The following is a 26,116-nucleotide window of genomic DNA, read 5'->3' on the forward strand; positions in this document are numbered from 1 at the left end:
GGGGCAAAAATATTCGATAGCAAACTATCGTTTTCGTCGCCGGGATGACACGTCGCATGGGGCGCGGCGACGATATTGAATTGTCAGACGACCACTGTTCGACCACACGAGCACGGCCGTGCATGTGAAGCAAATTCCAAGCCCGCGCGCCGCCCGCTGGGCGGGTAGGTAGCCCGCGACTTTCGACCGACCGGAAAATGTGCGGGCCGCGGTCGCTCGGGCACGCCGATTGCACCGCGCGATTCGCCCACGACGTCCTGCTTTCGAACGCGATTGCACTAGGACAATATTTTCGGGGTGTCTTTCTGAGCGACCATGCGGAAGCCACGACGGAGACATCGAGATGGGACGGACCGAGGTATCGGCAGGCTGGCGCGACGCGCTCGGCGCGGTGCACGGCATCGAGTCGAAATACAAGCGGCTCGTGAAGGCGATCGCCAGCGACATCGAGAACGGCGCGCTCGCGCCGGGCGCGCGGCTCGCGCCGCAGCGCGACGTCGCGTCGAGCCTCGGTGTCAGCGTGCAGACCGTCACCAACGCGTACAAGGAGCTGGAGCGTCAGGGGCTGATCCGCTGCGAGGTCGGCCGCGGCAGCTTCGTGGCCGCGCGCGTGACCGAATCGATGTCGAACTACATCCTCGATACGACCGAGCGCGAACTCGTCGACTTCTCGATCGCCCGCATCGTGCACACGCCGGAGCACGACGCGGCATGGCGCAGCGTGTGCACGGCGCTGGCCGGCACCGACGATCAGCCGTGGATCCGTTCGTTCCGGCCGATCGCCGGCCTCGATGCGCATCGCGACGCCGGCGCGGCTTGGCTCGCGTCGCTGAACATGCCGGTGCACCGCGAATCGCTGCTGGTGACGAACGGCGCGGCGCACGGGATCTTTCTCGCGCTCGCGTCGATCGTCGGGCCGGGCGACACCGTGTTGTGCGAGAGCCTGACCGATCACGGCGTGATCGGCTCCGCGAACGTGCTCGGGTTTACGCTGAAAGGGCTCGAGATGGACGAGCACGGCATCCGTCCCGAACATTTCGAGGAGATGTGCGATGGCGAGCGGATCAGCGCGCTCGTCTGCACGCCGACCCTCAATAACCCGACCGTGTCGCTGATGACCGATTCGCGGCGCCGCTCGATCGCGCGCATCGCGACGCGCTACGGCGTATACGTGATCGAGGACGACGTGTACGGTCCGCTGCTCGAGAAGACGGGCACGCCGATCGCCAGCCTGATTCCGGAGCTCGGCTTCTACTGCACGAGCATGACGAAATCGGTACTGACGGGGTTGCGCACCGGCTATCTCGCGATGCCGCGACGGCTCGCGTTGCGCGTCGAGAGCGTGCTGCGCGTGAGCAGCTGGATGGCGACGTCGCCGATCGCCGAAATCGCGACGCGCTGGATCGTCGACGACACCGCGCGGCGGCTCGTCGAACTGCAGCGCCAGCGGCTCGCCGTGCGTCAGCAGATGGTGCGGGCCGCACTGGGGCCGTATGTGCTCGGTGCGCATCCCAACGCGCTGTCGGCATGGCTGCGCGTGCCCGACTACTGGCAAGCCGAGCGGATCGTGCGTGAACTGCGCACGCGCAAGATCGCGGTGACGTCACCCGATCCGTTTCTCGTCGGCGGCACGGAGCGACCGAACGCGGTGCGCGTGTGCATCGGCGCCGAAACCTCCGATGCGGCGTGCAATGCAGCGCTCGAGACGATCGCGGGTGTGTTCGAACAGTATCCGCACCTGAACGACTTCCACTGAACCGGCGGCGCTGCCGCGACATCGCGCGCAATGTATCAGGACATTCGAAAGCGCGATTTGGAACATTAGACTGGATCGCATCACATTCGTCGCGAGGCGCGCATTCCATGTCTTCCCTGTCGCTGTCCGACGTCAACCGCGCGCGCCGCCGTCTCGCCGGGCGCGCCGACGGTACGCCACTCGTCGCGTCCGCCGCGCTGTCCGCGCGTGTCGGCGCCCCGGTCTACCTGAAGCTCGAAACGCTGCAGCCGACCGGCAGCTTCAAGCTGCGCGGCGCGACCAACGCGCTAGCGGAACTTGCGGCGCAGCGCGTGACGCGCGTGGTCACCGCATCGACCGGGAATCATGGCCGCGCGGTCGCGCATGCGGCACGCGCGCTCGGCATCGATGCGGCCGTCTGCATGTCGTCGCTCGTGCCGGACAACAAGGTCGAGGCGGTCGCGGCGCTCGGCGCGCGCGTGGTGATCGTCGGCGACAGCCAGGACGACGCGCAGGTGGAAGCGCGGCGGCTGGTGCGCGACGAAGGTTATGCATACGTGCCGCCGTTCGACGATCCGCGCATCATCGCGGGCCAGGCGACGATCGGCGTCGAGATACTCGAAGCGCTGCCCGATACGGCGACGCTGGTCGTGCCGCTGTCGGGCGGCGGCCTGTTCAGCGGCGTCGCGTTTGCCGCGAAGGCGATCCGGCCGCCGATCGAGATGATCGGCGTATCGATGACGCGCGGCGCCGCGATGCACGCGAGCCTCGCGGCCGGTCGCCCGGTCGACGTCGACGAACAGCCGACGCTGGCCGATTCGCTCGGCGGCGGCATCGGCCTCGACAACCGCTACACGTTCGACATGACGCGCGCGCTGGCCGACGACGTCGTGCTGCTCGACGAGCCGTCGATCGCGCGCGGCATCGCGCATGCGTATCGGGAAGAGCGGCTCGTCGTCGAAGGCGCCGGCGCGGTCGGCCTCGCCGCCCTGCTGGATGAACGGATCGCACGCCGCGATCGCAGCGGCCCGATCGTGGTCGTCGTGAGCGGTGCGAACATCGACATGGCCGTGCATCGCAGGCTCGTTTCGGAGAACTGACATGGCCCATCCCGTCACGTTGCTTGGCCACGCGCAACTGCGTGCGCTGGTGCCACTCGATCTCGCCGCGATCGACCAGGTCGAGGCCGCGTTCGCGTCGCTCGCGACCGACGCCGTCGTGATGCCGCCGATCCTGAATCTTGCGCTGCCCGAGCGCCACGCCGAAGTGGACGTGAAGACGGCGTACCTGCCGCGCTTCGACAGCTTCGCGATCAAGGTCAGCCCCGGTTTCTTCGACAACCCGTCGCTCGGGCTGCCGAGCCTGAACGGGCTGATGCTCGTGCTGTCCGCGCGCACCGGCCTGACCGAGGCCGTGCTGCTCGACAACGGTTACTTGACAGCCGTGCGCACCGCGGCCGCCGGCGCCGTGGCCGCGCGCCGGCTCGCGCGCGCCGATGCGCGCCGCGCGGCGATCGTCGGCGCGGGCGAACAGGCGCGGTTGCAGCTTGCCGCGCTGATGCTCGTGCGCGACATCACGCACGTGACGGTGTGGGCGCGCGATGCCGAACGTGCCGCGCGATTCGCGGCCGACGTGCGTGCCGCGCACGGGATCGACGCGGTCGTCGCGCGCTCGGTGCACGCGGCGCTCGCCGACGCGGACATCGCGGTGACGACCACGCCGAGCCGTGCGCCGCTCGTGCACGCGGAAGATCTGCACCCCGGGCTGCACGTGACGGCGATGGGTTCGGATGCGGATTACAAGACCGAACTCGCGCCGTCGGTCTTCGGCGCCGCGCGCTACTTCTGCGACCGGCTGCGGCAGACCCGCGTGGCCGGCGAGCTCGCGCATGCGATCGCGGCCGGCGCCGTTGCAGCCGACGCGGTGTTTCCCGAACTTGGCGAAGTGATCGCCGGCCGCCGAGACGGCCGCACGCATCGCGACGACATCACGATCTGCGACCTGACCGGCACCGGCGCGCAGGACACCGCGATTGCCGTGCTCGCGCTGCAACGCGCCCGCGCGGCGGAAGTGGGCACGATTTTTCACAACGACCTCACGACTTGAGAGGAGACAGATGTCCGCAGTCATCGAAACCCAGACAGCCGCGCCGCGGCTCGCGTTCGCGCGCAGCGAATATGCCGCGCGCATCGCGAAGACACGCGCGGCGATGGAGCGGGCCGGCATCGACCTGCTGATCGTCACCGACCCGACCAACATGGGCTGGCTCACCGGCTATGACGGCTGGTCGTTCTACGTGCACCAGTGCGTACTGCTCGCGCTGGACGGCGAACCCGTGTGGTTCGGCCGCGGCCAGGACGCGAACGGCGCGAAGCGCACCGCGTTCATGGCGCACGAGAACATCGTCGGCTATCCCGATCATTACGTGCAGTCGACCGCGCGCCACCCGATGGACTACCTGTCCACCGAAGTCATCGCCGCGCGCGGCTGGAGCGCGCTGCGCATCGGCGTCGAACTCGACAACTACTACTTCAGCGCAGCGGCATACGCGTCGTTGCAGAAGCATCTGCCGGCCGCGCGCTGGGTCGATGCGACCGCGCTCGTCAACTGGCAGCGCGCGGTGAAGTCGCCGCGCGAGATCGAGTACATGCGCGTGGCCGCGCGCATCGTCGAGCGGATGCATGCGCACATCGTCGAGACGATCGAGCCGGGCATGAAGAAAAGCGACCTGGTCGCGCAGATCTATGCGACCGGGATCGGCGGTGCGGGAGGCTTCGGCGGCGACTACCCGGCGATCGTGCCGCTGCTGCCGACCGGCGCCGACGCGGCCGCGCCGCACCTGACGTGGGACGACTCGACGTTCGCGCGCGGCGCCGGCACGTTCTTCGAGATCGCCGGTTGCTACCGCCGTTATCACTGCCCGCTGTCGCGCACCGTCTATCTCGGCAAGCCGCCCGCGCACTTCATCGAAGGCGAGCGCGCGGTGGTCGAAGGGATCGAGGCCGGGCTCGCGGCCGCGAAGCCGGGCAACGTATGCGAGGACATCGCGAACGCGTTCTTCGCGGTGCTGCGCCGCGCGGGCATCGACAAGGACAGCCGCTGCGGCTACCCGATCGGCGCGAGCTATCCGCCCGACTGGGGCGAGCGCACGATGAGCCTGCGCCCGGGCGACCGGACGGTGCTGGAACCCGGCATGACGTTCCATTTCATGCCCGGGCTGTGGCTCGACGACTGGGGGCTGGAGATCACGGAGAGCATCCTGATCACCGAGACCGGCGTCGAGACGTTCTGCAACGCACCGCGCAAGCTGTTCGTAAAGGAGTAGGGCGATGCGTGCTTCCCCGATCACGCCGACCGTCGATTTCGACGCGGACGGCGAACAGCACGGCTTCCTGAAGCTGCCTTACTCGCGCGACGATTCCGCGTGGGGCGCGATCATGATTCCGGTGACCGTCGTGAAGCGCGGCGACGGGCCGACGGTGTTGCTGACCGGCGGCAATCACGGCGACGAATACGAAGGGCCGGTCGCGCTGTCGAAGCTCGCCGGCTCGCTGAAGGCGGCCGACGTGACCGGCCGCGTGATCGTCGTGCCGTTCATGAACTACCCGGCGTTCCGCGCCGGTTGCCGCACGTCGCCGATCGATGCGGGCAACCTCAATCGCAGCTTCCCGGGCCGACCGGACGGCACGGTGACCGAGAAGATCGCCGACTACTTCCAGCGCCACCTGCTGCCGCTCGCGACGCACGTGCTCGACATTCACGCGGGCGGGCGCACGCTCGACTTCGTGCCGTTCGCGGCGATTCACGTGCTGCAGGATCGCGACCAGGAAGCGCGCTGCGAGCGCGCGATGCGTGCGTTCGGCGCGCCGTATTCGATGCGCATGCTGGAACTCGACAGCGTCGGCCTGTACGACAGCGCGGCCGAGGAAGCCGGCAAGGTGTTCGTGTCGACCGAGCTCGGTGGCGGCGGCACGTCGACGGCGGCGAGCGTCGCGATCGCCGAGCGCGGCGTGTATGGATTGCTTGCGCATGCGGGCGTGATAGCCAAGGACGTCATCGATGGCAACGCGCCGCGTACGACGACGCTGCTCGACATGCCGGACGGCTCTTGCTACACGACGAGCGAGCATCACGGGCTGCTCGAGATGTGCCGCGATCTCGGCAGCGAGGTCGAGGCCGGCGACGTGCTCGCGCGCGTGCACGACATCGACCGCACGGGCGTCACGCCCATCGAGTACGTCGCACGGCGGCGCGGGCTGCTCGCGGCCCGGCACTTCCCGGGCATCGTGCAACCGGGCGACACGATCGCGGTGGTCGCCGACATCGTCGAGCGCAACATCCCGGTCGCCGTATAAGGACGCGCACGACGTGATCAAGCTCGACCGATACGACCTCGCGATCCTGCGCTTGCTCGAGCGCGACGGGCGCATCACGAAGTCGAAGCTCGCGGAAGCCGTGAACCTGTCGATTTCGCCCGCATGGGAGCGCGTGCGCAAGCTCGAGGAAAGCGGCGTGATCCGCGGCTATCGCGCGGACGTCGACTGGATCGGCGCGTTCTCCGGCAGCCGCATCGTCGTCGAAGTGACGCTGTCGCGGCACACCGCGCCCGACATGCGGCGCTTCGAGGATCGCGTGGCCGCCGCGCCCGAAGTCGCGCAGTGCTATGCGACGGGCGGTGGCGTCGACTACGTGCTGCACGTGGTCGCGCGCGACATCGACCATTACCAGCGCTTCATCGATGCGTTGCTGATGGAAGACCTCGGCATCGAGCGCTACTTCACGTACATCGTGACGAAGGTCGTGAAGTGCGGCTCCGGCGGCGCGCCGGACTGGCTGTAAAAGTTCGCGCCGGCGCGCGGCAATACGGAAAAAGCCGGCATTTCCCGCCGTGCAAACCGAAATTTCCGCATGCGCGGGCGCGACACAATGAAGTTCGTGCCCACCAACCAGGAGACGCAGCATGCTGCCCGGACACCCCGTTCTGTTCAAGTCGACCTGCTACGTCGATGGTCGCTGGATCCACAGCGACAGTGCCGCGACGGTCGCCGTCGTGAACCCCGCCGATCAGGCCGTGATCGGCCACGTGCCGATGCTCGAACGCGCGCAAATCGTCGGTGCCGTCGACGCCGCGCAGCGCGCGTACGACACGTGGCGCTGGACGCCGCAGGCCGCACGCAGCGCGGCATTGCTGCGCTGGCATGCGCTGATCCTGCGTCACGTCGACGATCTGGCCGCGCTGCTGTCGCTGGAACAGGGCAAGCCGCTGGCCGAAGCGCGCGGCGAGATCCGCTATGCGGCGAGCTTCGTCGAATGGTTCGCGAACGAGGCGAAACGTGTCGCGGGCCGCACGATTCCGACGCATATCGACGGCGCGCATCTCGGCACCGTGATGGAGCCGGTCGGCGTCGCGGCGCTGATCACGCCGTGGAATTTCCCGGCCGCGATGATCACGCGCAAGGCGGCGGCCGCGATCGCGGTCGGTTGTACCGTGGTCGTGAAGCCCGCGCACGAAACGCCGTTCTCGGCGCTCGCGCTCGCGCAGCTCGCCGACGAGGCCGGCTTTCCGGCCGGCGTGTTCAACGTCGTGCTCGGCGAGCCGCAGATGGCGATGGAAACGCTGGTCGGCGATACGCGTGTGCGTGCGGTGAGCTTCACCGGCTCGACACGCGTCGGGCGGCTCGTGACCGAAACCGCCGCGAAGGCCGGCATCCGCAAGATCGCGCTCGAACTGGGCGGCAACGCGCCGTTCATCGTGACCGAGGATGCGGATCTCGACCAGGCGGTGCGGATTGCCGTCGGCGCGAAGTTCCAGACGTCCGGCCAGGACTGCTGCGCGGCGAACCGGATTCTCGTCGCGCGACCGCTGTACGACGCGTTCGTCGAACGGTATGCGAACGCGGTGCGCGCGCTGAGGACGGGGCCTGCGTTCGAGCAAGGCGTCGACGTCGGTCCGCTGATGCATCAGGCCGCGTTCGACGCGACCGTCGCACGCGTCGACGATGCGCGGGCACGCGGCGCGCGCATCGTCGCGGGCGGCCGGCCGCACGCGCTCGGCGGCTGGTTCTACGAGCCGACCGTGATCGCGGATGCCGCGCCGGGCATGCGCGTGGTCGACGAGGAAAACTTCGCGCCGATCTCGGCCGTCTGCGCGTTCGACACGCTCGACGAAGCGGTAAAAACGGCCAACGACACCGAGTACGGGCTCGCCGCGTACGTATGCGCGACGCGCATCGACACGATCTTCCAGCTCGTGCGGCGGCTCGATTTCGCGATGGTGTCGGTCAACGGCGTGAAATTCACCGGCGCGCCGATCCCGTTCGGCGGGATGAAGGCGTCGGGACTCGGGCGCGAAGGCGGCGCCGAAGGCTTCGAGCCGTTCACCGAAACCAAGTACTTCTGCCTCGGCAATCTCGGCCTGCCTGTCGCGGCGACGGCCTGACCCATTCAAAGGAGCACATCATGACAAAATCGATCGACGTACTGCTGCGCGAGGACCGCGCCCACTTCATGCACCCGTCGACGCACGCGTACGACCACGAGACCGGCGCGCTGCCGGGCAAGATCGTGCGCGGCGGCGAAGGCATCCGCATCGAGGATCACCAGGGCAAGCAATATATCGACGCGTTCGCCGGCCTCTACTGCGTGAACATCGGCTACGGCCACACCGAAGTGGCCGACGCGATGCATGAGCAGGCGAAGCAGCTCGCGTACTACCACACGTACGTCGGCCATGCGTCGGACGCGATCATCGAGCTGTCGTCGCGCATCATCGACTGGTCGCCGGCCGGGATGAAGAAGGTCTATTACGGGATGTCGGGTTCCGATGCGAACGAAACGCAGGTCAAGATCGTCTGGTACTACAACAACGTGCTCGGCCGCCCGAACAAGAAGAAGATCATCTCGCGCGAGCGCGGCTATCACGGCTCGGGCATCGTGACGGGCAGCCTCACGGGCCTGCCGAGCTTCCATCAGCATTTCGACCTGCCGATCGACCGCGTGAAGCATACGGTGTGCCCGCACTGGTATCGCAAGGCGCCGGCCGGCATGAACGAAGCGCAGTTCGTCGCGTACTGCGTCGACGAACTCGAGCAGCTGATCGCGCGCGAGGGCGCCGACACGGTCGCCGCGTTCATCGCGGAGCCGGTGATGGGCACGGGCGGCATCATCGAACCGCCGGCCGGCTACTGGCCCGCGATCCAGGCCGTGCTGCGCAAGCACGACATCCTGCTGATCTCGGACGAAGTCGTGTGCGGGTTCGGGCGTCTCGGCTCGAAGATGGGCGCACAGCACTTCGGGATCGAGCCCGACCTGATCACGGTCGCGAAGGGGCTGACGAGCGCGTATGCGCCGCTGTCGGGCGTGATCGTCGGCGAGAAGGTGTGGGACGTGATCGCGCGCGGCTCGCAGGAACACGGGCCGATGGGGCACGGCTGGACGTATTCGGGGCACCCGGTGTGCGCGGCCGCCGCGCTCGCGAACCTTGCGATCCTGGAGCGCGAGAACCTCGTTGGCAACGCTGCGGAAGTGGGCGCGTATTTCGGCGCGAAGCTGCGCGATGCATTCGGCGCGCATCCGCTCGTCGGCGAGGTGCGCAGCGTCGGCATGCTGGCCGCGCTCGAGTTCATGGCCGACAAGGACGCGCGCACGCCGTTCGATCCCGCGCTGAAGATCGGTGCGCAGGTGTCGGCTGCCGCGTTGCAGCGCGGCGTGATCGCGCGGGCGATGCCGCATGGCGACATTCTCGGGTTTGCGCCGCCGCTCGTGATGACGCGTGCTGAAGCCGACGAGATCGTCGGCATCGTGAAGGATGCGGTGGACGAGGTCGCGGAGCGGAATCTTTCGACCGTCGCTTGATTATCAAGCGGTGCTGATGCGCGCTCCGGCGCGTGAGGTGACGCCGCCGCATGCGAGTGCGGCGGCGTCTTTTTTGCCGGTATGGTTCGCGGAACCCGTCAGCGCATCGCCTGCGGTGCGCGTCGGCTACCGGTCGTCACTCAGTAATCCCACACGACCGGAACGAAACGGAACCCGTCGCCGTGCCGCGCAACGTGCCCGATGGACGGGAACGCGACATGGGCCGCGGCCAGCAGCGCGCCGGTGTCGGCGGCTTCGTTGAACAGTGCGAGACGCACGTCGACCGCCGCGTCCGGATCGTGTTCGAAGCCGTTTTGCCAGTCGGGATTGTCGAAGTTGACTTCGAAAATCGCGTCGCCCGCGAACGTCAGCTTCTCCCCTTTCGATGCGATGTCGACCACGCAGTGGCCCGGCGTATGGCCGCCCGTCACCCGCGCCGACACGCCCGCCGCGACTTCCACGGTCCGGTCGAACGGCACGATGTTTTCGCCATGGAGTTCCACGAACGTCGCGGCCGCCTTGCGCAGCGCGGGCGGAACGGTTTCCGGCATCACCGTCTTGCTGAAGTCCGGATTTTTCCAGAACGCCACTTCCGCGGCCGATACGTGAATGCGTACGTCGGGGCGCAGCTTCGCCTTGACGCCGTCGACGTTCAGCCCGCCGACGTGATCCATGTGCATGTGCGTGATCACGATATCGGTGATCGCAGCCAGGTCGATGCCGGCCGATTCCAGACGCATCACCGAGCGCCCGGCGCGCGTGAAGTATTCGAAGCCGTCGCCCACGCCCGAATCGATCAGGATCAGGCGATCGCCGCTGCGCACGAGCGCGATGTTGAGCGCCCAGTCGAACATGTCGCGTTGCAGGAAACGGCCGTCGAACCATGCGTTGCGATCCGCTTCGCTCACATTGGTGGACATGGTGGAAGTCGGCAGCGGCAGCACGCCGTCGCTGATCAGCACGACATCGACATCGCCGATGCGTACGGCGTAGCGGGACGGAACGAGCTCGCCCGAAGCTTCGTTGCCCAGGGGTTCGATGACCGGCTGGACGTTGCGGATGGGTGCGTTCATGTTCAGTAATCCTGTTCGTCGAGTGAGGTAATCCGCACTGCGCGGCGCAGCGCGGTTCGCGAGCGCGATCGTGAAGATCGCGCTTCGGTTCGCCCGGATTCCGGTTGAGGGTGAGCGTGTGAGCGATTGTAGTGACGGCCGATACATGCCGACAGCGCCGCAGGTGCGCACATCGTGTTGTCCGGACGACAACAATCCGGCGGCGGCTTCAGCCGCCCGAAATGCACATCGCCCGCCATCCGTTGCCGGACGGCGGGCGATGCAATGGATGCCGTTTATGGGAAGCCGGGCGCCGCCGGGGCGCGGGTCAGCCCGGCTGGCCGGGGAGGGTGTCGCCGCGCAGCGAACACCCGCGCGTCTCGATCACCGCCAGCAGCGCGATCAGCCCGACCGCACAGGCGGCCATCATGTAGTACGCGGGAATCAGCGCGTTGCCGGTCTTGCCGATCAGCCAGTCGTTGACGATCGGCGCGGTGCCGCCGAACAACGACGTCGACACGTTGTACGCGATCGCCATGCCCGCATACCGGACGTGGGTCGGGAACATCGCCGGGAACATCGCGGAAATGGTGGCGAGCTGCGGCACGTAGAGCACGCCGAGCACCGCGAAGCCGATGAAGGCGCCGAGCGGACCGTGCGTCATCAGCGTGAACATCGGCACGGCCGCGACGAACAGCCCGACCAGCGAGAACCACCACATCGTCTTGCGACCGACGCGATCCGACAGCCAGCCGGCGAACGGCAGCAGCACCATCATCGCGAGCATGCCGATCAACGGAATCAGCAGCGACATGTTCTCGCTGACGCCGAGTTCCTTGTGCATGTAGGTCGGCATGTACGCGAGCAGCACGTAGTTGACGACGTTCAATGCGACGACGAGCCCGCCGAGCAGCAGCAGCGGCTTCGCATAGCGCACCAGCAGCAGCCGGATCGGCAGCGCGGCGGCGACGCTTTTCTCGCGGCGGTGCGCCTGTTCCTCGAGCTCGCGGAACACCGGCGTTTCCTCAAGGCGCGAGCGCAGGTAGAAGCCGATCAGGCCGAGCGGCGCGGCGACCAGGAACGGCAGGCGCCAGCCCCACGCATGCATCGCCGAATCGCCGAGCAGCAGCGCGAAGCCGAGCATCAGGAACGCACCGAGCGAGAAGCCCGCGAGCGTCGCGAATTCGAGGAAGCTGCCGCACAGGCCGCGCCGCGAATCGGGCGCGTATTCGGCGATGAAGGTGGCTGCGCCGCCGTATTCGCCGCCGGTCGAGAAGCCCTGCACCATGCGCAGCACGATCAGTGCGGCCGGCGCGAGCCAGCCGGCCGTCGCATAGCTCGGCAGCACGCCGACGAGCAAGGTGGCGCCCGACATCGTCAGGACGGTCAGCGCGAGCACGCGCTTGCGGCCGAGCCGGTCGCCGAGCGGGCCCCAGAACAGGCCGCCGAGCGGGCGGATCAGGAACGAGATCGCGAACGTGCCGAGCGCGAACAGCGTCGCGCTGGCCGTGTTGCCGGGAAACAGCGCGGCGGAAATATACGCGAGGCCGTACGCGTAAATGCCGTAATCGAACCATTCGGTCGCGTTACCGAGCGCGGCGGCCGTGATCGCGACCCGCGGCAGGCTGTGCGGCTCGTCGCCGCGGGAAGCCGTCTCGTCCGGAACGGACGCGGCGGCGGAAACGGAAGTCCACGATGGCACGTATCGCATGAGGGGTCCTCGCTATCAGCGTGCGCCCGGGCGGGCGCCGACGAGGATCAAAGTAATCCCGCCAATTAGCGCTGCCGGATGTCATAGGACGATGTGGAGATCGGGGTTTTCCCGCGCCGTGGCGGGCGGCCCGCGGAGGCCGTGGCCGGCTCGGCGCGGCGCCGGTCGGCGAACGGCGGTAAGCTGCGCGCTGCCACGCGGGATTTCTCGGACTGTGCCGCGCGTGGCGTCCCTTTTTTCACCCTTGATCAGGAGCGCATATCGTGGCGACCTACATCGTCTTTACACGGGAAAGCACGCAGAACCAGCAGGAGCTCGACCTCTACTCGAGCCAGGTCGGCGCGACCCTTGCCGGCCATCCGGTGAAGGTGCTCGCCGCCTATGGGCCGCAGGAAATCCTCGAGGGTGAAGGCCCGGAAGGCGTCGTGATCGTCGAGTTCCCGTCGAAGGAGGCCGCGCACGCGTGGTATCACGGCCCCGAATACCAGGCGGTCGTCCAGCACCGCTTCAACGGCGCGCGCTATCGCGCGGTGCTGGTCGAAGGCGTCTGAACGCGGCCGCGCGCGCCCGTTACCGCACGTGCGGCAGCAGCGCGCGCAGCCAGTACGCGACGGCCACCGCACCGCCATCCGGCGTGCCGATCGCACGCTCGCCGAGATAGCTGGCCCGTCCCGCGCGCGGCGTCATGCGCGTCGTTTTCTCCGCGCCTCGCTCGGCCGCGTCGACGGCCGCCGTCCATGCGCTCGCGGGATCGCGATCGCTGTCGAGCGCGCGGCCGAATGCGTCGACGGCCGGCGCCAGCGCATCGAGCATCGTCCGGTCGCCGGCCTGCGCGCCGCCGAGTTCGCCGATCGAATCCACCGCCGCGCGGAACGCCGCAGCCCAGTCGCGCGGCGACGGCTCGGCGATATCGGCCAGCCGGCGCGACGCGCGCAGCAGCGCGGTCGCATAGAACGGCCCGGAGCTGCCGGCGATCGCGCGGCGCAACGCGGCGCCGAGCGCTGCCAATGCACCCGACGGCGTACCGTACGCGGTGTCGGGCAGTTCGAGGATCGCCTGCGCGGCGCGGCGCATGCTCGCGCCGAGATCGCCGTCGCCGGCTGCCGCATCGAGATCCGTCAACGTCTGCTCGTGATCGATCAGCGTTTGCGCGACCGCGCGCAGCGCCGGTTGCAGGCGCGCGGCCCATGCGCGGCCGGCCGCATCGAGCGGCGGCGGCGGCGCGTCCTGCGACGCGGCCGCGGCCACGCGAATCTGCGTGTTCACGAGGCCGCCGCCCGGCCATGCGCGCGCCTGCGTCGGCGCGTCGAGCAGCGCCGCGCGCTCGTCGTTCAGCCGCAGCACCGAGATCGAGCAGCCCGGCATGTTCAGCGCGGACAGGAACGTGCCGGCCCACGCGCGCGCGACGACGATGCCGCGCCGGGTCAGGTTGTCGAATGCGGCGCGCAGCACGATCGCGAGTTCCATGTCCGGCGTCGCGCCGAGGCCGTTGACGAACAGCGCGACGCGCTCGTCGCGCTCGAGCACGAGATCGGCGACGATGCTCGACAGCAGCGTGTCGGCCAGCGCGTCGGCCGGTAACGGCGCGCGACGCTCGACGCCTTTCTCGCCATGGATGCCGAGGCCCAGCTCGATTTCGTGATCGGCGAGGCTGAAGCCCGACTTGTCGGCGCCCGGGATCGTGCAGCCGTCGAGCGCGACGCCCATCGTGCCGAGCTCGGCCGCCGCGTCGCGCGCGATGCTCGCGACGCGGGCAAGCGGCAGCCCGCGCGCGGCGGCGGCGCCCGCTAGCTTGTGGATCAGCACGGTGCCGGCGATCCCGCGTCGCTGGCCGCGTTCGACGCGGCCGCGCAGCGATACGTCGTCGGCGACGATGACGGTTTCGACCGGAATGCCTTCCGCACGCGCGAGCTCGGCGGCGAGCCCGAAATTGAGCCGGTCGCCGGTGTAGTTCTTCACGATCAGCAGCGCGCCGTTCGGGCCGGCGCTCGCGCGGATCGCGGCGAGCACGGCGTCGGTCGACGGCGACGTGAACACTTCGCCGCACACGGCCGCGCTCAGCATCCCTTCGCCGACATAGCCGCCGTGCGCGGGCTCGTGGCCGCTGCCGCCGCCTGACAGGATCGCGACCGGCCGCTGCGACGGCTCGGCCAGCGGCTGGCGCACGAGCACGTGCTCGTCGCCGAGGATCGCGAGATGCGGCGATTGCCGCGCGATGCCTTCCAGCATTTCTCGCACGACGTCGGACGGGCGGTTCACAAGCTTTTTCATGGCGACGGTTCCGGACGGGTGAACGGGGCTCGGCCGGACACGCACGGGGCGCCGGACGGCTTTCGTGTTGCGGAGGATCGTGCGTGTGCTGTTGCCGGTCACGGGCGGTCGTATACGGCGACCTGGTGCGGCGCGGGCAACGAAGCGTACGCTTCGCGCCACGATACATCAGGTTCGGATGTTGCGACACGGATCGCGGCGCGATGGCGTCATGGCGCCATGGCGTCGGGGCGCGCGCCGGATGCCGCTATTTCAGCGCGGCGATCGCCTTCGCGCGAATCAGCCGCGCACGCAGCACGTTACGACTGACGCCGAGCAACTGCGCGGCGCGGATCTGGTTGCGATGGCTGAATTCGAACGCGACGCGCATCACGGTGTCCTCGATGCGTTCGAAGAGATTGCCGTGCCCGTCGTCGAACAGGTCGCGCAGCGCGTGTTCGAGCGCCGCCTGTGCATCGGCGGACGACTCGGCCACAGGCGCGGCAACGGCCGGCAGGCACGGCGTCGCGATCTGCAGGTCGGTGTCCTGCAGCGCATCGTGACGGCTTACGAGCAGCGCGTGATGGATCACGTTTTCCAGTTCGCGGATATTGCCGGGCCAGCCGTGGGCCTCGAGCCGGCGCTCGGCACGCGGATCGATGCGGCGCGGCCCGCCGCCGAGCCGATCACGGTACATGTCGAAGAAGTGGCGCGCGAGCGGCAGGATGTCGCCCGGCCGGTCGCGCAGCGGCGGCACCGCGAGCTGCACGACGTTGAGCCGGTAGAACAGGTCGCCACGAAATTGCCCGGCCGCGACCGCTTGCTGCAAGTCGACGTTGGTCGCCGCGACCACGCGCACGTCGACCGGAATGCCCGTGCGTGACCCGAGCCGCACGACCTCGCGTTCCTGCAGCACGCGCAGCAGCTTGACCTGCATCGCGAGCGGCAGGTCGCCGATTTCGTCGAGGAACAGCGTGCCGCCGTGCGCGGCTTCGAACCAGCCGGGCTTCGCGCTGAATGCGCCGGTAAACGCGCCTTTCTCGTGACCGAACAGCTCGCTGTCGACGAGCGTTTCGGAGAAGGCGCCGCAGTTCACCGCGACGAACGGCCCCTCGCGCCGGGCGCCGAGATCGTGCACGCGGCGTGCGATCAATTCCTTGCCGGTGCCGGTCTCGCCGACGATCAGCACGTTCGCGTCGCTCGGCGCGACGCGGCGAACCTGTTCGAGCAGCGCGAGCGAGCGCGGATCGGCGAACACCTGCGCGTGCGCGCGTGACGGCGCGTAACGTTCGGGCTGCGTGAGCACGGGCGCCGCGGCCTGAAGCGCGGCCGGGTCGCGGGAAGCGTTGACGACACGAAGATTGAGCGGGCGCGGCGATGCGGAAATGGAAGTCATGGCGATGAACCGTTGGATGGCCGGGCAATGCGGGCCGGCTGCTGCGTGGTCAGCAGAGTGTTGAACGTTTCGCCGCGCGCGAAAAGCATCGATTTCTGATAACCAAAGCGCGATTGCTGCGGAACCCGCAATGGCGCGGACGAGCGGCGGTGTCGTGACGCCTTGTCGTCGAATTCGGTGCTATCGCGTGCGATGCGCTGCTGCCTGATCAGCAGCGCATCAGCAGGCCCGCTGCATGGTGTTCATCGCGTGACGGAATATCGATGTGACGCACGAACGGGAACGCTTGTCACTGTCGCGCATGAGGCCGAGCGCCATTTCTGCTGGGCGATGGCGAAAAATTTCGGGATCCAGATGACCTTTCCGTCACGCACCCGAACCGATGGCACGCTCCTTGCTGACCCGAACCGGTATCGCCGCACGGCACGCGGCTTCACCACGGGAACGCATTGCATGAGCCACACCCTGAACGTCGTCGCGATATCGGGCAGCCTGCAGCGGCCGTCGCGCACCTTGGCGCTGACCGACGCGATCGTCGCGGCGCTCGGCGCCGCGCTGCCGATCGAGACGCGGCTGATCGAACTCGGCGAGATCGGCAGCCGGCTGGCCGGCGCGCTCACGCGCGCGCAGGTGCCGGCCGATCTCGATGCGCTGATCCGCGCGATCGAGACGGCGGACGCGCTCGTCGTCGCGAGCCCGGTGTATCGCGCGTCGTACACGGGCCTCTTCAAGCACCTGTTCGACCTCGTGCGCCACGACGCGCTCATCGACGTGCCCGTGCTGCTCGCGGCCACCGGCGGCAGCGAGCGTCATGCGCTCGTGATCGACCATCAGCTGCGCCCGCTGTTCAGCTTCTTCCAGGCGCGCACGCTGCCGATCGGCGTGTACGCGTCCGAAAGCGATTTCGATCGGTACCAGATCGCGAACCCGGCGTTGCGCGAGCGCATCGCGCTCGCCGTGGCGCGCGCGGCGCCGCAACTGCGCCCGCACGCGCTTTCCGCCGCGGCTGCGTAAGCCGCTTTTTCGTTCCCCCTTCGACCAGGACACCTTCATGAGCCTTCCCGACCCTTCCGCCGACGGCGTCAAATTCGCATACTGGGTGCCGAACGTCAGCGGCGGCCTCGTCGTCAGCACGATCGAGCAGCGCACCGACTGGAGCCTCGAATACAACCAGAAGCTTGCACGCACGGCCGAGGCGGCCGGCTTCGACTACGCGCTGAGCCAGATCCGCTTCACGGCCGGCTACGGCGCCGAATACCAGCACGAGTCGGTGTCGTTCAGCCAGGCGCTGCTGCATGCGACGACGAAGCTCAAGGTGCTCGCCGCGATCCTGCCGGGGCCGTGGCATCCGGCCGTGGTCGCGAAGCAGCTCGCGACGATCGACCACATCTCGAACGGGCGCATCGCGATCAACGTCGTGAGCGGCTGGTTCAAGGGCGAATTCACCGCGATCGGCGAGCCGTGGCTCGAGCACGACGAACGCTATCGACGTTCGAAGGAATTCATCCAGGCGCTGAAGGGCATCTGGACGCAGGACAATTTCACGTTCAAGGGCGACTTCTACCGCTTCAACGATTACACGCTGAGCCCGAAGCCGGTGCAGAAGCCGCATCCGGAAATCTTCCAGGGTGGCAGCTCGCGCGCGGCGCGCGACAACGCGGCGAGCGTGTCGGACTGGTATTTCACGAACGGCAATACGCCGGAGAACCTGAAGGCGCAGATCGACGACATTCGCGCGAAGGCGGCCGCGAACGACCATCGCGTGCGGATCGGCGTCAATGCATTCGTGATCGCGCGCGACACCGAGGAAGAGGCGAAGGCCGTGCTCGACGACATCATCCGGCACGCGCACGTCGAGGCCGTGCACGCGTTCGGCGATGCGGTGAAGCAGGCCGGCAAGGCGTCGCCCGAAGGCGAGGGCAACTGGGCGAAATCGACGTTCGAGGATCTCGTGCAGTACAACGACGGCTTCCGCACGAACCTGATCGGCACGCCGCAGCAGATCGCCGAGCGGATCGTCGCGCTGAAGGCGATCGGCGTCGATCTCGTGCTGGCCGGGTTCCTGCATTTCATCGAGGAAGTCGAGTACTTCGGCAAGCGCGTGTTGCCGCTCGTGCGCGAACTCGAGGCACAGCGGCAGGCCATCGCTGCGTGACGCCGCCCGCCGCCGGCGCGTGGCCCGCGATCGTGCGGACGCGCGCGGCGGCACGACGCTTACGCGATTCCCGCCAACTTCGACGCGTCGATCATCATCTCCACGCCGAGGCCGCCGAGCACCGCGCCCATCGCCCAGCGCTGCGCGAGCAGCAGCGTCGGGCGGCCATGCAGGAACTTCGCGAGGCTGCCCGAGCAGATCGCGACCATCCCATTGGCCGACGCGAACGCGGCGATCAGCAGCGAGCCGAGAAACAGCGACTGGCCGAACACGCTGCCTTGCCCGTAGTCGATGAACTGCGGCAGCAGCGACACGAACAGCATCGCGAGCTTCGGGTTCAGCACGCTGGTCGTCGCGCCCATCGCGAGCAGCCGCAGCGGCTGCTCGTTCGGCAGCGTCTTCACTTCGAACGGCGAGCGGCCGCCCGGCCGCACCGCCTGCCACGCAAGGTACAGCAGATAGGTCGCGCCGACCGCGCCCAGCACGCTGCCCGCGTAGGGCACGCTCATGAACAGCGTCGTGATGCCGAACGCCGCGGCGAACATGTAGAACAGGTAACCGAGCATCACGCCGGCGAGCGACACCAGCCCGGCCGCCCGCCCTTGCGCGATCGAGCGCGACATCACGTAGACCATGTTCGGCCCCGGCGTGACCGCGAGCATGCCGCCGATGACGAGAAACCCGTAGAGCGATCCGGACGTGTGCATGTTTTCCGCTTCCTGCATCGAATGAGTGCTGACGGAGTTCATTGTCCGGCGCTGGAAGCGAACAGTAAAACGGGATAAACTGAATCGATTGATCAGTTTTTCTGAATCGACATGAAGAAGCTCGACCTCGATGTGCTCGCGATGGTGGTGGCCGTTGCGGAATCCGGATCGTTCGCGCAGGGCGCGCAAGTCGTGCACCGGTCGCCGTCGGCGGTGAGCATGCAGATCAAGACGCTGGAGGACGCGCTCGGCAAGCCGCTGTTCATTCGCGACACGCGCAACGTGACGGCGACCGACGACGGCAGGATGCTGGCCGACTACGGCCGCCGGATGCTCGCGATGCGCGACGAGGCATGGGCGTCGGTCGTGCGTCCGGAGATCCGCGGCCGCGTGACGATCGGCGTGCCCGACGATTACATCTCGTCGCTGCTGCCGCAGGTGCTCGGCAAGTTCGCCGCGATGCATCCGCGCGTGGAGGTGCGCGTGATCGGCCAGCCGAGCAGCGCGCTCGTGCCGATGCTGAAGGACAACACGGTCGACCTCGCATGCCTGACCCGCGTCAAGGGCGTGTCCGGCGAGCTGATCCGGCTCGAGCCGATCATCTGGACGGGATCGGCGAAACGGAACGTATGGGAAGAGCGGCCGCTGCCGGTCGCGCTGTTCTCGCACGGCAGCATGGCGCGCGATCATGCGATCAAGGCGCTGAACCGGCGGAAGATTCCGTTCCGGATGTCGTATGAAAGCCCGAGCTTTCTCGGGCTGCTCAGCATGGTCGAGGCCGGCCTCGCGATCGCGCCGCTCGCACGCTGCTGCGTGCCCGATCACCTGTTGCAGCTGTCGGAGAGCCACGGGCTGCCGTCGCTCGGCGAACTCGAGGTCGTGCTTGCACGCAGCGCGCAGTCCGCGCGGCCGCCGTGCGACTACCTCGCCGAGCAGATTCTCGGTGAATGGCGCGCCTGAGGTCCGCCTACTGGCAGCGCGTCAGCACGACGCCAGCAGCCATTCCCGGAAGGCGACCAGCGACGGCAGCGTGTCGTTGCCCGGCGGGTAGACGAGGTAATAGCTGCGCTGGCTGGTAATCGCGTCGCCGATCGACACGAGCTCGCCGCGGCTCAATTCGTCCTCCACGAGCACCTTCGGCACCAGCCCGATCCCCATTCCCGCGCGCACGGCCTGGATCAGGTGCGACGTCAGCTCGAAGCTCGGGCCGACGCGCATCTGGCGATGATCGAGCCGATAGTGCGAGAACCACTCGACCCAGGCCTGCTGATTGCTCGTCACGCCCAGCAGCGTCTGCTTCGCGGCCCAGGCCGGCGTGCGCGCGTCGGCCTGGCGGCCGCGGCCCGTGTCGGGCGGCGCGATCGCGACCAGGAACTCGTTGTACAGCCGGTGCGCGTGCAGGCCCGGCCAGTCGCCCGCGCCGACGGTGATCGCCGCATCGAGATCGTCGTTGAGGAAATCGATCGCGCCGATCCGTGAATGCAGGTGCACGGTCACGCCCGGATGCGCGGCGTAGAAGCCGTGCAGGTGCGGCAGCAGCCATTTCGAGCCGAAGGTCGGCAGCGTGGCCAGCCGCAGCGAGCCGGCGCCCGCCTGATGCGACATCGCCTGCAGCGTCGCGCCGCGAATGCGCCCGAGCGCGCCGCTCAGCTCGGCGAAGTAGCGGCGGCCGACTTCGGTCAGCTTGACCGAGCGGCCCTCGCGCCGGAACAGCGGCACGCCGAGTTGATCCTCGAGCGTCTGCACTTGCCGGCTGATCGCGCTCTGGCTCAGCGACAGCTCGTCGGCCGCGCGCGTGTAGCTTTCATGCCGCGCGGCGGCCTCGAATACGAGCAGCAGCGACATCGACGGGGTGAGGCGACGGTAATTCATGAGTTTTATGCAAGTTTCGCAGGGCGAGAATTCGTTTGTTTCTGGCGGAATGTCCAAAGATACTGGAATTCCCGGTTGTGCGGAAACTTGCCAAAAAATCATGTTTTGGCGCGCGAACCGGCTGGCTCCACCTACATTGCGCTTTTGCCCCATGTCGATCGTCCCGTTGCCCCGTCCCGTCAGCCCGTCCGCGAACGTTTACCGCGATTTTCTCGCCGCGCTGCAGGCGGCCGGCTTCGCCGGCGAAATCCATGCGGACCACGCGAACCGGACCGTGCAGGCCACCGACAACTCGATCTACCAGCGCCTGCCGCAGGCAGTGGTCTGCCCCGCGCATGCGGAAGATGTCCAACTGCTGGCCCGGCTGCTGGCCGAGCCCGCGCATCGTGACGTCGCGGTGGCCGCGCGCGGCGGCGGCACCGGCACCAACGGGCAGTCGCTGACCGACGGCATCGTCGTCGATCTGTCGCGCAACATGAACCGGATCCTCGAAATCAACGCCGAAGAGCGATGGGTGCGCGTGCAGGCCGGTGTCGTCAAGGATCAGCTGAATGCCGCGCTGAAGCCGCACGGGCTCTTCTTCGCGCCGGAGCTGTCGACGTCGAACCGCGCGACCGTCGGCGGGATGATCAACACCGACGCGAGCGGACAGGGTAGCTGCACGTACGGCAAGACGCGCGACCACGTGCTCGAACTCGATGTCGTGCTGATGGGCGGCGAGCGGCTGCACAGCGACGCGCTCGACGATGAGGAACTGGAACGCCGCTGCGCGCGGCAGGACCGCGTCGGCAAGGTGTATCGCACCGCGCGGCGCATCAGCGACGACAAGGCCGCGCTGATCGACGCGAAATTTCCGAAGCTCAACCGCTGCCTGACCGGCTATGACCTCGCGCACCTGCGCGAAGCGGACGGCCGCTTCAACCTGAACAGCGTGCTGTGCGGCGCGGAAGGCTCGCTCGGCTTCGTCGTCGAGGCGAAGCTCAACGTGCTGCCGATCCCGAAGTTCTCGGTGCTGGTCAACGTGCGTTACGCGGGCTTCATGGACGCGCTGCGCGACGCACGCACGCTGCTCGAACTCAAGCCGCTGTCGATCGAGACGGTCGACTCGAAGGTGCTGATGCTCGCGATGAAGGACTTCGTGTGGAGCAGCGTGGCCGAGTATTTCCCGCAGGACGACGCGCGTCCGACGCTCGGCATCAACCTGATCGAATTCAGCGGCGACGACGAACACGACGTCGATGCACGCGTGCGCGCGTTCGTCGAGCATTTGCGCACCGATACGAGCGTCGAGCGTCTCGGCCATACGCTCGCGACCGGCGACGATGCAGTCAAGCGCGTGTATGCGATGCGCAAGCGTGCGGTCGGGCTACTCGGCAACGTGCAGGGCGAGGCGCGTCCGCAGCCGTTCGTCGAGGACACCGCGGTGCCGCCCGAGAACCTCGCCGCGTACATCGCCGAATTCCGCGCGCTGCTCGACGGCCACGGGTTGCAGTACGGGATGTTCGGCCACGTCGATGCGGGCGTGCTGCACGTGCGTCCGGCGCTCGACATGAAGGACCCGAAGCAGGCCGCGCTGGTGCGGCCGGTGTCGGACGCGGTGGCCGAACTCACGCAGCGCCATGGTGGCCTTTTATGGGGCGAGCATGGCAAGGGCGTGCGTTCCGAATATGCGCCGGCGTTTTTCGGCGAGCTGTATCCGTCGCTGCAGCAACTGAAGGCCGCGTTCGATCCGCACAACCAGTTCAACCCGGGCAAGATCGCGACGCCGCCGGACTCGACGCTGCGGCTGCTGAAGATCGACGAGGTGCCGACGCGCGGCGACCACGACCGGCAGATCGACGAGCGCGTGTGGCAGAGCTACGGCACCGCGATGCATTGCAACGGCAACGGCGCGTGCTACAACTTCGATCCGGACGACGCGATGTGCCCGTCGTGGAAGGCGACGCGCGAACGCGTGCAGTCGCCGAAGGGGCGCGCGTCGCTGATGCGCGAATGGTTGCGTCTGCAAGGACAGGCCGGCGTCGACGTCGTCGCGGCGGGGCGCAAACGTCAGCCGTGGCTGCGCGGGCTGGTCGAGCGCTGGCGCAACAGCCGCCACGCGCGTCATGGCGACGCCGATTTCTCGCACGAGGTGTACGACGCGATGGCCGGCTGCCTCGCATGCAAGTCGTGCGCCGGGCAGTGCCCGGTCAAGGTGAACGTGCCCGAGTTCCGCTCGCGCTTTCTCGAGCTGTATCACCAGCGTTATCTGCGGCCGTTGCGCGACTACCTGATCGGTTCGCTCGAATTCACGATGCCGTGGATGGCGCGCGTGCCCACGCTGTACAACGGGCTGATGGGCGCCGGCTGGGTGCGGACGCTGCTCGAGCGCCACGTCGGCATGGTCGACAGCCCGCTGCTGAGCCGCTTCGATCTCGCAGCCGTGATCCGCTCATGGAACGTGAAGCCGGCCGATCCGCACGCGCTGGCCGCGCTGAGCGATGCGCAGCGCGCGTGCAGCGTCGTCATCGTGCAGGACACGTTCACGCGCTATTTCGATACCGACCAATTGGCGACGCTGATCGAGCTGGCGGCGCGCCTGGGCTTTCAGGTGTGGCTCGCGCCGCTCGCGCCGAACGGCAAGGCGCTGCACGTGCAGGGCTTTCTTCGCGCATTCGAACAGGCCGCGATCCGCAACGCGACGCAACTTGCGGCGCTGGCGCGCTCGGGTGTCGCGCTGGTCGGCCTCGATCCGGCAATGACGCTCACGTATCGGCAGGAATACCTGAAGGTGACGGGGCTCGCCGACGTACCGAAGGTCGCGCTGCCGCAGGAATGGCTGCTGGATGTGCTGCCCGAAGCCGGTGCGGGCGGGCCGACGGTTTCATATCGGTTGCTGCCGCACTGCACCGAGAAAACCAATGCGCCGGACAGCGGCAAGCAATGGACGCAGGTGTTCGCGCGTCGCGGGCTGCGCTTGCAGGTTCAGGCGGCCGGGTGCTGCGGGATGTCGGGCACGTACGGACACGAGGCGCGCAATCTCGCGACGTCGAAGACGATCTATGCGCAGTCGTGGGCCGCGCACGTCGACGGGATGGAGCAGGAAGGCGAGGCGCTGGCGACCGGGTATTCGTGTCGCAGCCAGGTGAAGCGCCTGTCGTCGAAGCAACTGCGCCATCCGTTGCAGGCGCTGCTCGATCACGTGCGGGCGGTGGGGTGACGACGGGGCGGTGCGGGACGCACGGCCGTATCGGGGCGTCGATCGCGTGTCGAGCGGCCGTCCCCGTGCCGCTGTCGACCTTCGCCGGCGCGGGTCAGGCGTCGGCTTTCGCTGCTTTCCGCGCCCGCGGTTTTTCGGCCGCGGGGAACACGCCGACGCCGCGCGGCCGTTTCGGCTCGATCCGCATTTGCCGGATCACGCGCCGGAAGTCGATTTCGTGCGCGGCCAGCGTGCCGATCAGTTTCGCGATGACCGCGAGGTGGGAAGGGACGGTGCCCTTGCTCGAATAGTTGGTGATCGAACTTTCGTTCATCCGGATCAGCCGGGCGAACTCGCGCGCCGTCAACTGCGCCTTCTTCAACTCCTGTTGGAATTCCGCATACGCCATTGCACACATGATGCTTCGTCTCCGTGAATCAGCATTCGGCCCGCGCGGCGCCGGCGCCGACGAGTGGCGTTCCCGTCGTGCCGGCGCCGCGTCGGGTTACATCTTCACCTGGTCGAGGAAGGTCTTCTTGCCGCTCTTGTAGCCGTAGATCGAGATGATCCCGTGCGTCAGGTCGCCCTTCGCGTCGAACGTCGTCGTGCCGATCACGCCGTCGTATTTCGTCGCCGGCATCGCCGCGAGGATCTTCGCCGGGTCGGTGGAGTTCGCGCGCTTCATCGCGTCGACCGCGATGTAGACCGCGTCATACGCGAACGGCGCATCGAACTTGATGCCCTGGTTGAAACGCTTCTGGTACTTCGCGAGGAAGTCCGCGCCGCCCGGCATCTTCTCGAGCGCAGCGCCTGCCTGCGAGCACAGCACGTTGTCGGCCGCCGGGCCGGCCAGCTGGGCCAGCGAGTCGGTGCACACGCCGTCGCCGGACAGGATCTTCGCGCGCAGGCCGAGTTGCTTTGCCTGCTTCGCGAGCGGGCCGCCGGTGGCGTCCATGCCGCCGTACATGATCGCGTCGGGGTTCTCGCCCTTGATCTTCGTCAGGATCGCGCGGAAGTCGACCGCCTTGTCGTTGGTCGCGTCGTGCGACAGCACCTTCAGGCCGAGCGCCTTCGCCTTCTTCTCGAACTCGTTCGCGAGGCCCTGGCCGTACGCGGTCGAATCGTCGATCACCGCGACGCTCTTCACGCCCTTCGACTGCGCATAGCTCGCGAGCGCCGGGCCCTGCTGCGCATCGGTCGCGACCACGCGGTAGGTCGTCTTGAAGCCTTGCTGCGTGTAGGTCGGGTTCGTGGCCGACGGCGAGATCTGCACGATGCCCGCGTCGCTGTAGATCTTCGACGCCGGAATCGACGTGCCCGAGTTCAGGTGGCCGATGACGGCGACGACCTTGTCGTCGACGAGCTTCTGCGCCACCTGCGTCGCCTGGCGCGGGTCGGCCGCGTCGTCCTGCGCGTCGAGCTGCAGCGTGATCTTCTTGCCGCCGATCGTCAGGCCCTTCGCATTGATTTCCTCGACCGCGAGGCGCGCGCCGTTTTCATTGTCCTTGCCGAGGTGCGAAATGCCACCCGTCGTCGGTTCGACGCTGCCGATCTTCACGACCTGGTCGGCCATCGCGCTCGACGCGGCCGCGAACGCGGCGGCAGCCAGTGCAACGGTGATCAGGGATTTGCAGCGCATGCCGACAGTGCTTCGTTCCATCTGCCATCTCCGAATTGAATGTCTTTCTATTGACGTCTCGACCGGCCGGCCGGGGGCCGGGGCGATCGGACGGTTTTCGCTACCCGTCATGGGCGTCGCTTGCATGGCGTCGGGCCGGGTGACTTGCCGCCCGGCCGAGGGAGCGAGCGCCTGACGCCATGCAATTCGTATGAATATATCGGAACCCGCTTCCGTGTGCTGCGGCGCGCCGCGGCGGCCCGCGGATTGCGGTTCGCTGTCGTGGGCCTTACGGCTGCATCCATTATTCGACCGGTCGCCACGGCGAAGCCATGGACACTGATGGGCGGTCAATCCGGAACTGTTCGGTCGATTTGTCTGCACAGTTTGGTCGGTTGCGCATCGCGTAGCCGGTTTCATGGTCGCGCTTCGTCAAGCGTGATTGCTGATCAATGCAACTAACGGTCAAGTTCGGTGGCGCCCGCGAATGGGTGCCGATTGCACGGGCCGAACCGCGCATCCGGATCGACAAAGCCTGGGGCGTTTTTGGGGCCGGCGTCGCTTCTACATTCGGATCGTCGCGTCGGC

General features: G+C 67.9%; 21 protein-coding genes. 13 read left to right on the forward strand and 8 right to left on the reverse strand.

Translation table 11 applies throughout. The features are described from left to right. Positions 1-343: 343 nt before the first annotated feature. The 8 genes from ehuR to JYG37_RS34285 all read left to right on the forward strand — a co-directional run bounded on the left by ehuR (position 344) and on the right by JYG37_RS34285 (position 9,589). Positions 344-1,756, forward strand: coding sequence for a MocR-like ectoine utilization transcription factor EhuR (ehuR, locus tag JYG37_RS34250; RefSeq protein ID WP_050015659.1), 1,413 nt, complete (start codon positions 344-346; stop codon positions 1,754-1,756). A gap of 107 nt (positions 1,757-1,863) precedes the next feature. After that, positions 1,864-2,835 carry a hydroxyectoine utilization dehydratase EutB gene (gene eutB, locus JYG37_RS34255; RefSeq protein ID WP_213346829.1) on the forward strand — a complete coding sequence of 324 codons (972 nt, stop codon included), beginning with the start codon at positions 1,864-1,866 and terminating at the stop codon, positions 2,833-2,835. Position 2,836: 1 nt separating this feature from the next. Beyond that, positions 2,837-3,841 (forward strand): cyclodeaminase, encoded by a 1,005-nt coding sequence (locus JYG37_RS34260; protein WP_089490155.1) that lies wholly within the window; start codon positions 2,837-2,839, stop codon positions 3,839-3,841. A 10-nt stretch (positions 3,842-3,851) separates the two neighbouring features. Further along, positions 3,852-5,060 carry an ectoine hydrolase DoeA gene (gene doeA, locus JYG37_RS34265; protein ID WP_050015656.1) on the forward strand — a complete coding sequence of 403 codons (1,209 nt, stop codon included), beginning with the start codon at positions 3,852-3,854 and terminating at the stop codon, positions 5,058-5,060. 4 nt (positions 5,061-5,064) lie between these two features. Further along, a complete protein-coding gene (doeB, locus tag JYG37_RS34270) occupies positions 5,065-6,090 on the forward strand; it encodes a N(2)-acetyl-L-2,4-diaminobutanoate deacetylase DoeB (RefSeq protein WP_124592548.1) in 1,026 nt (341 codons plus the stop codon). Positions 6,091-6,103: 13 nt separating this feature from the next. Then, complete coding sequence (locus JYG37_RS34275) at positions 6,104-6,574, forward strand: Lrp/AsnC family transcriptional regulator (RefSeq protein ID WP_034208857.1); 471 nt, start codon at positions 6,104-6,106, stop codon at positions 6,572-6,574. 121 nt (positions 6,575-6,695) lie between these two features. Further along, positions 6,696-8,174, forward strand: a complete 1,479-nt coding sequence (locus JYG37_RS34280; protein ID WP_213346831.1) for an NAD-dependent succinate-semialdehyde dehydrogenase — start codon at positions 6,696-6,698, stop codon at positions 8,172-8,174. Between the two features lie 20 nt (positions 8,175-8,194). Then, positions 8,195-9,589, forward strand: coding sequence for an aspartate aminotransferase family protein (locus JYG37_RS34285; protein WP_213346833.1), 1,395 nt, complete (start codon positions 8,195-8,197; stop codon positions 9,587-9,589). Positions 9,590-9,729: 140 nt separating this feature from the next. Here JYG37_RS34285 and JYG37_RS34290 read toward each other — a convergent pair whose 3' ends face one another. Continuing rightward, positions 9,730-10,662 carry an MBL fold metallo-hydrolase gene (locus JYG37_RS34290; RefSeq protein WP_050015650.1) on the reverse strand — a complete coding sequence of 311 codons (933 nt, stop codon included), beginning with the start codon at positions 10,660-10,662 and terminating at the stop codon, positions 9,730-9,732. 307 nt (positions 10,663-10,969) lie between these two features. After that, positions 10,970-12,352: an MFS transporter gene (locus JYG37_RS34295; RefSeq protein WP_124592552.1), complete on the reverse strand. Its 1,383-nt coding sequence runs from the start codon at positions 12,350-12,352 to the stop codon at positions 10,970-10,972. Between the two features lie 263 nt (positions 12,353-12,615). Between JYG37_RS34295 and JYG37_RS34300 the strand changes: the two genes are divergently transcribed. Then, the gene (locus JYG37_RS34300) at positions 12,616-12,903 is read left to right on the forward strand and encodes a DUF1330 domain-containing protein (RefSeq protein WP_050015648.1); all 288 of its coding nucleotides are present in this window, start codon (positions 12,616-12,618) and stop codon (positions 12,901-12,903) included. 19 nt (positions 12,904-12,922) lie between these two features. Here JYG37_RS34300 and dhaL read toward each other — a convergent pair whose 3' ends face one another. Then, positions 12,923-14,623, reverse strand: a complete 1,701-nt coding sequence (gene dhaL, locus JYG37_RS34305) for a dihydroxyacetone kinase subunit DhaL (protein ID WP_050015646.1) — start codon at positions 14,621-14,623, stop codon at positions 12,923-12,925. 247 nt (positions 14,624-14,870) lie between these two features. Then, positions 14,871-15,998 carry a sigma-54 interaction domain-containing protein gene (locus JYG37_RS34310; protein ID WP_080334318.1) on the reverse strand — a complete coding sequence of 376 codons (1,128 nt, stop codon included), beginning with the start codon at positions 15,996-15,998 and terminating at the stop codon, positions 14,871-14,873. Positions 15,999-16,451: 453 nt separating this feature from the next. On the opposite strand from JYG37_RS34310, the gene msuE reads away from it, so the two are divergent. Beyond that, complete coding sequence (gene msuE, locus JYG37_RS34315; RefSeq protein ID WP_089490148.1) at positions 16,452-17,012, forward strand: FMN reductase; 561 nt, start codon at positions 16,452-16,454, stop codon at positions 17,010-17,012. A 37-nt stretch (positions 17,013-17,049) separates the two neighbouring features. Further along, the gene (gene sfnG / locus JYG37_RS34320) at positions 17,050-18,153 is read left to right on the forward strand and encodes a dimethylsulfone monooxygenase SfnG (protein ID WP_050015642.1); all 1,104 of its coding nucleotides are present in this window, start codon (positions 17,050-17,052) and stop codon (positions 18,151-18,153) included. A gap of 59 nt (positions 18,154-18,212) precedes the next feature. Here sfnG and JYG37_RS34325 read toward each other — a convergent pair whose 3' ends face one another. Then, positions 18,213-18,860, reverse strand: coding sequence for a LysE family translocator (locus tag JYG37_RS34325; protein WP_050015704.1), 648 nt, complete (start codon positions 18,858-18,860; stop codon positions 18,213-18,215). Positions 18,861-18,971: 111 nt separating this feature from the next. On the opposite strand from JYG37_RS34325, the gene JYG37_RS34330 reads away from it, so the two are divergent. Further along, positions 18,972-19,820, forward strand: coding sequence for a LysR substrate-binding domain-containing protein (locus tag JYG37_RS34330; protein ID WP_089490147.1), 849 nt, complete (start codon positions 18,972-18,974; stop codon positions 19,818-19,820). A 21-nt stretch (positions 19,821-19,841) separates the two neighbouring features. On the opposite strand, the gene JYG37_RS34335 is transcribed toward JYG37_RS34330, so the two are convergent. Continuing rightward, the gene (locus JYG37_RS34335) at positions 19,842-20,732 is read right to left on the reverse strand and encodes a LysR substrate-binding domain-containing protein (protein ID WP_089490146.1); all 891 of its coding nucleotides are present in this window, start codon (positions 20,730-20,732) and stop codon (positions 19,842-19,844) included. 151 nt (positions 20,733-20,883) lie between these two features. Between JYG37_RS34335 and ydiJ the strand changes: the two genes are divergently transcribed. Then, positions 20,884-23,931, forward strand: coding sequence for a D-2-hydroxyglutarate dehydrogenase YdiJ (gene ydiJ, locus JYG37_RS34340; RefSeq protein WP_213346835.1), 3,048 nt, complete (start codon positions 20,884-20,886; stop codon positions 23,929-23,931). A 94-nt stretch (positions 23,932-24,025) separates the two neighbouring features. Here the strand turns inward: ydiJ and JYG37_RS34345 are convergent, their stop codons facing one another. After that, positions 24,026-24,328 carry a hypothetical protein gene (locus JYG37_RS34345; protein WP_050015635.1) on the reverse strand — a complete coding sequence of 101 codons (303 nt, stop codon included), beginning with the start codon at positions 24,326-24,328 and terminating at the stop codon, positions 24,026-24,028. Between the two features lie 87 nt (positions 24,329-24,415). Continuing rightward, the gene (locus tag JYG37_RS34350; protein WP_089490144.1) at positions 24,416-25,570 is read right to left on the reverse strand and encodes a branched-chain amino acid ABC transporter substrate-binding protein; all 1,155 of its coding nucleotides are present in this window, start codon (positions 25,568-25,570) and stop codon (positions 24,416-24,418) included. Between the last annotated feature and the right edge of the window lie 546 nt (positions 25,571-26,116).

It is taken from the genome of Burkholderia sp. LAS2 (assembly GCF_018417615.1).
In the GTDB taxonomy this organism is placed as follows: domain Bacteria; phylum Pseudomonadota; class Gammaproteobacteria; order Burkholderiales; family Burkholderiaceae; genus Burkholderia; species Burkholderia sola.

What these genes read in the sequence shown, in the direction of transcription:
- ehuR (WP_050015659.1), top strand. Translation starts at nt 344, where the DNA reads ATGGGACGGACCGAGGTATCGGCAGGCTGGCGCGACGCGCTCGGCGCG.
- eutB (WP_213346829.1), top strand. Translation starts at nt 1,864, where the DNA reads ATGTCTTCCCTGTCGCTGTCCGACGTCAACCGCGCGCGCCGCCGTCTC.
- JYG37_RS34260 (WP_089490155.1), top strand. Translation starts at nt 2,837, where the DNA reads ATGGCCCATCCCGTCACGTTGCTTGGCCACGCGCAACTGCGTGCGCTG.
- doeA (WP_050015656.1), top strand. Translation starts at nt 3,852, where the DNA reads ATGTCCGCAGTCATCGAAACCCAGACAGCCGCGCCGCGGCTCGCGTTC.
- doeB (WP_124592548.1), top strand. Translation starts at nt 5,065, where the DNA reads ATGCGTGCTTCCCCGATCACGCCGACCGTCGATTTCGACGCGGACGGC.
- JYG37_RS34280 (WP_213346831.1), top strand. Translation starts at nt 6,696, where the DNA reads ATGCTGCCCGGACACCCCGTTCTGTTCAAGTCGACCTGCTACGTCGAT.
- JYG37_RS34285 (WP_213346833.1), top strand. Translation starts at nt 8,195, where the DNA reads ATGACAAAATCGATCGACGTACTGCTGCGCGAGGACCGCGCCCACTTC.
- JYG37_RS34290 (WP_050015650.1), bottom strand. Translation starts at nt 10,662, where the DNA reads ATGAACGCACCCATCCGCAACGTCCAGCCGGTCATCGAACCCCTGGGC.
- JYG37_RS34295 (WP_124592552.1), bottom strand. Translation starts at nt 12,352, where the DNA reads ATGCGATACGTGCCATCGTGGACTTCCGTTTCCGCCGCCGCGTCCGTT.
- dhaL (WP_050015646.1), bottom strand. Translation starts at nt 14,623, where the DNA reads ATGAAAAAGCTTGTGAACCGCCCGTCCGACGTCGTGCGAGAAATGCTG.
- JYG37_RS34310 (WP_080334318.1), bottom strand. Translation starts at nt 15,998, where the DNA reads ATGACTTCCATTTCCGCATCGCCGCGCCCGCTCAATCTTCGTGTCGTC.
- msuE (WP_089490148.1), top strand. Translation starts at nt 16,452, where the DNA reads ATGAGCCACACCCTGAACGTCGTCGCGATATCGGGCAGCCTGCAGCGG.
- sfnG (WP_050015642.1), top strand. Translation starts at nt 17,050, where the DNA reads ATGAGCCTTCCCGACCCTTCCGCCGACGGCGTCAAATTCGCATACTGG.
- JYG37_RS34325 (WP_050015704.1), bottom strand. Translation starts at nt 18,860, where the DNA reads ATGCACACGTCCGGATCGCTCTACGGGTTTCTCGTCATCGGCGGCATG.
- JYG37_RS34330 (WP_089490147.1), top strand. Translation starts at nt 18,972, where the DNA reads ATGAAGAAGCTCGACCTCGATGTGCTCGCGATGGTGGTGGCCGTTGCG.
- JYG37_RS34335 (WP_089490146.1), bottom strand. Translation starts at nt 20,732, where the DNA reads ATGAATTACCGTCGCCTCACCCCGTCGATGTCGCTGCTGCTCGTATTC.
- ydiJ (WP_213346835.1), top strand. Translation starts at nt 20,884, where the DNA reads ATGTCGATCGTCCCGTTGCCCCGTCCCGTCAGCCCGTCCGCGAACGTT.
- JYG37_RS34345 (WP_050015635.1), bottom strand. Translation starts at nt 24,328, where the DNA reads ATGTGTGCAATGGCGTATGCGGAATTCCAACAGGAGTTGAAGAAGGCG.
- JYG37_RS34350 (WP_089490144.1), bottom strand. Translation starts at nt 25,570, where the DNA reads ATGGAACGAAGCACTGTCGGCATGCGCTGCAAATCCCTGATCACCGTT.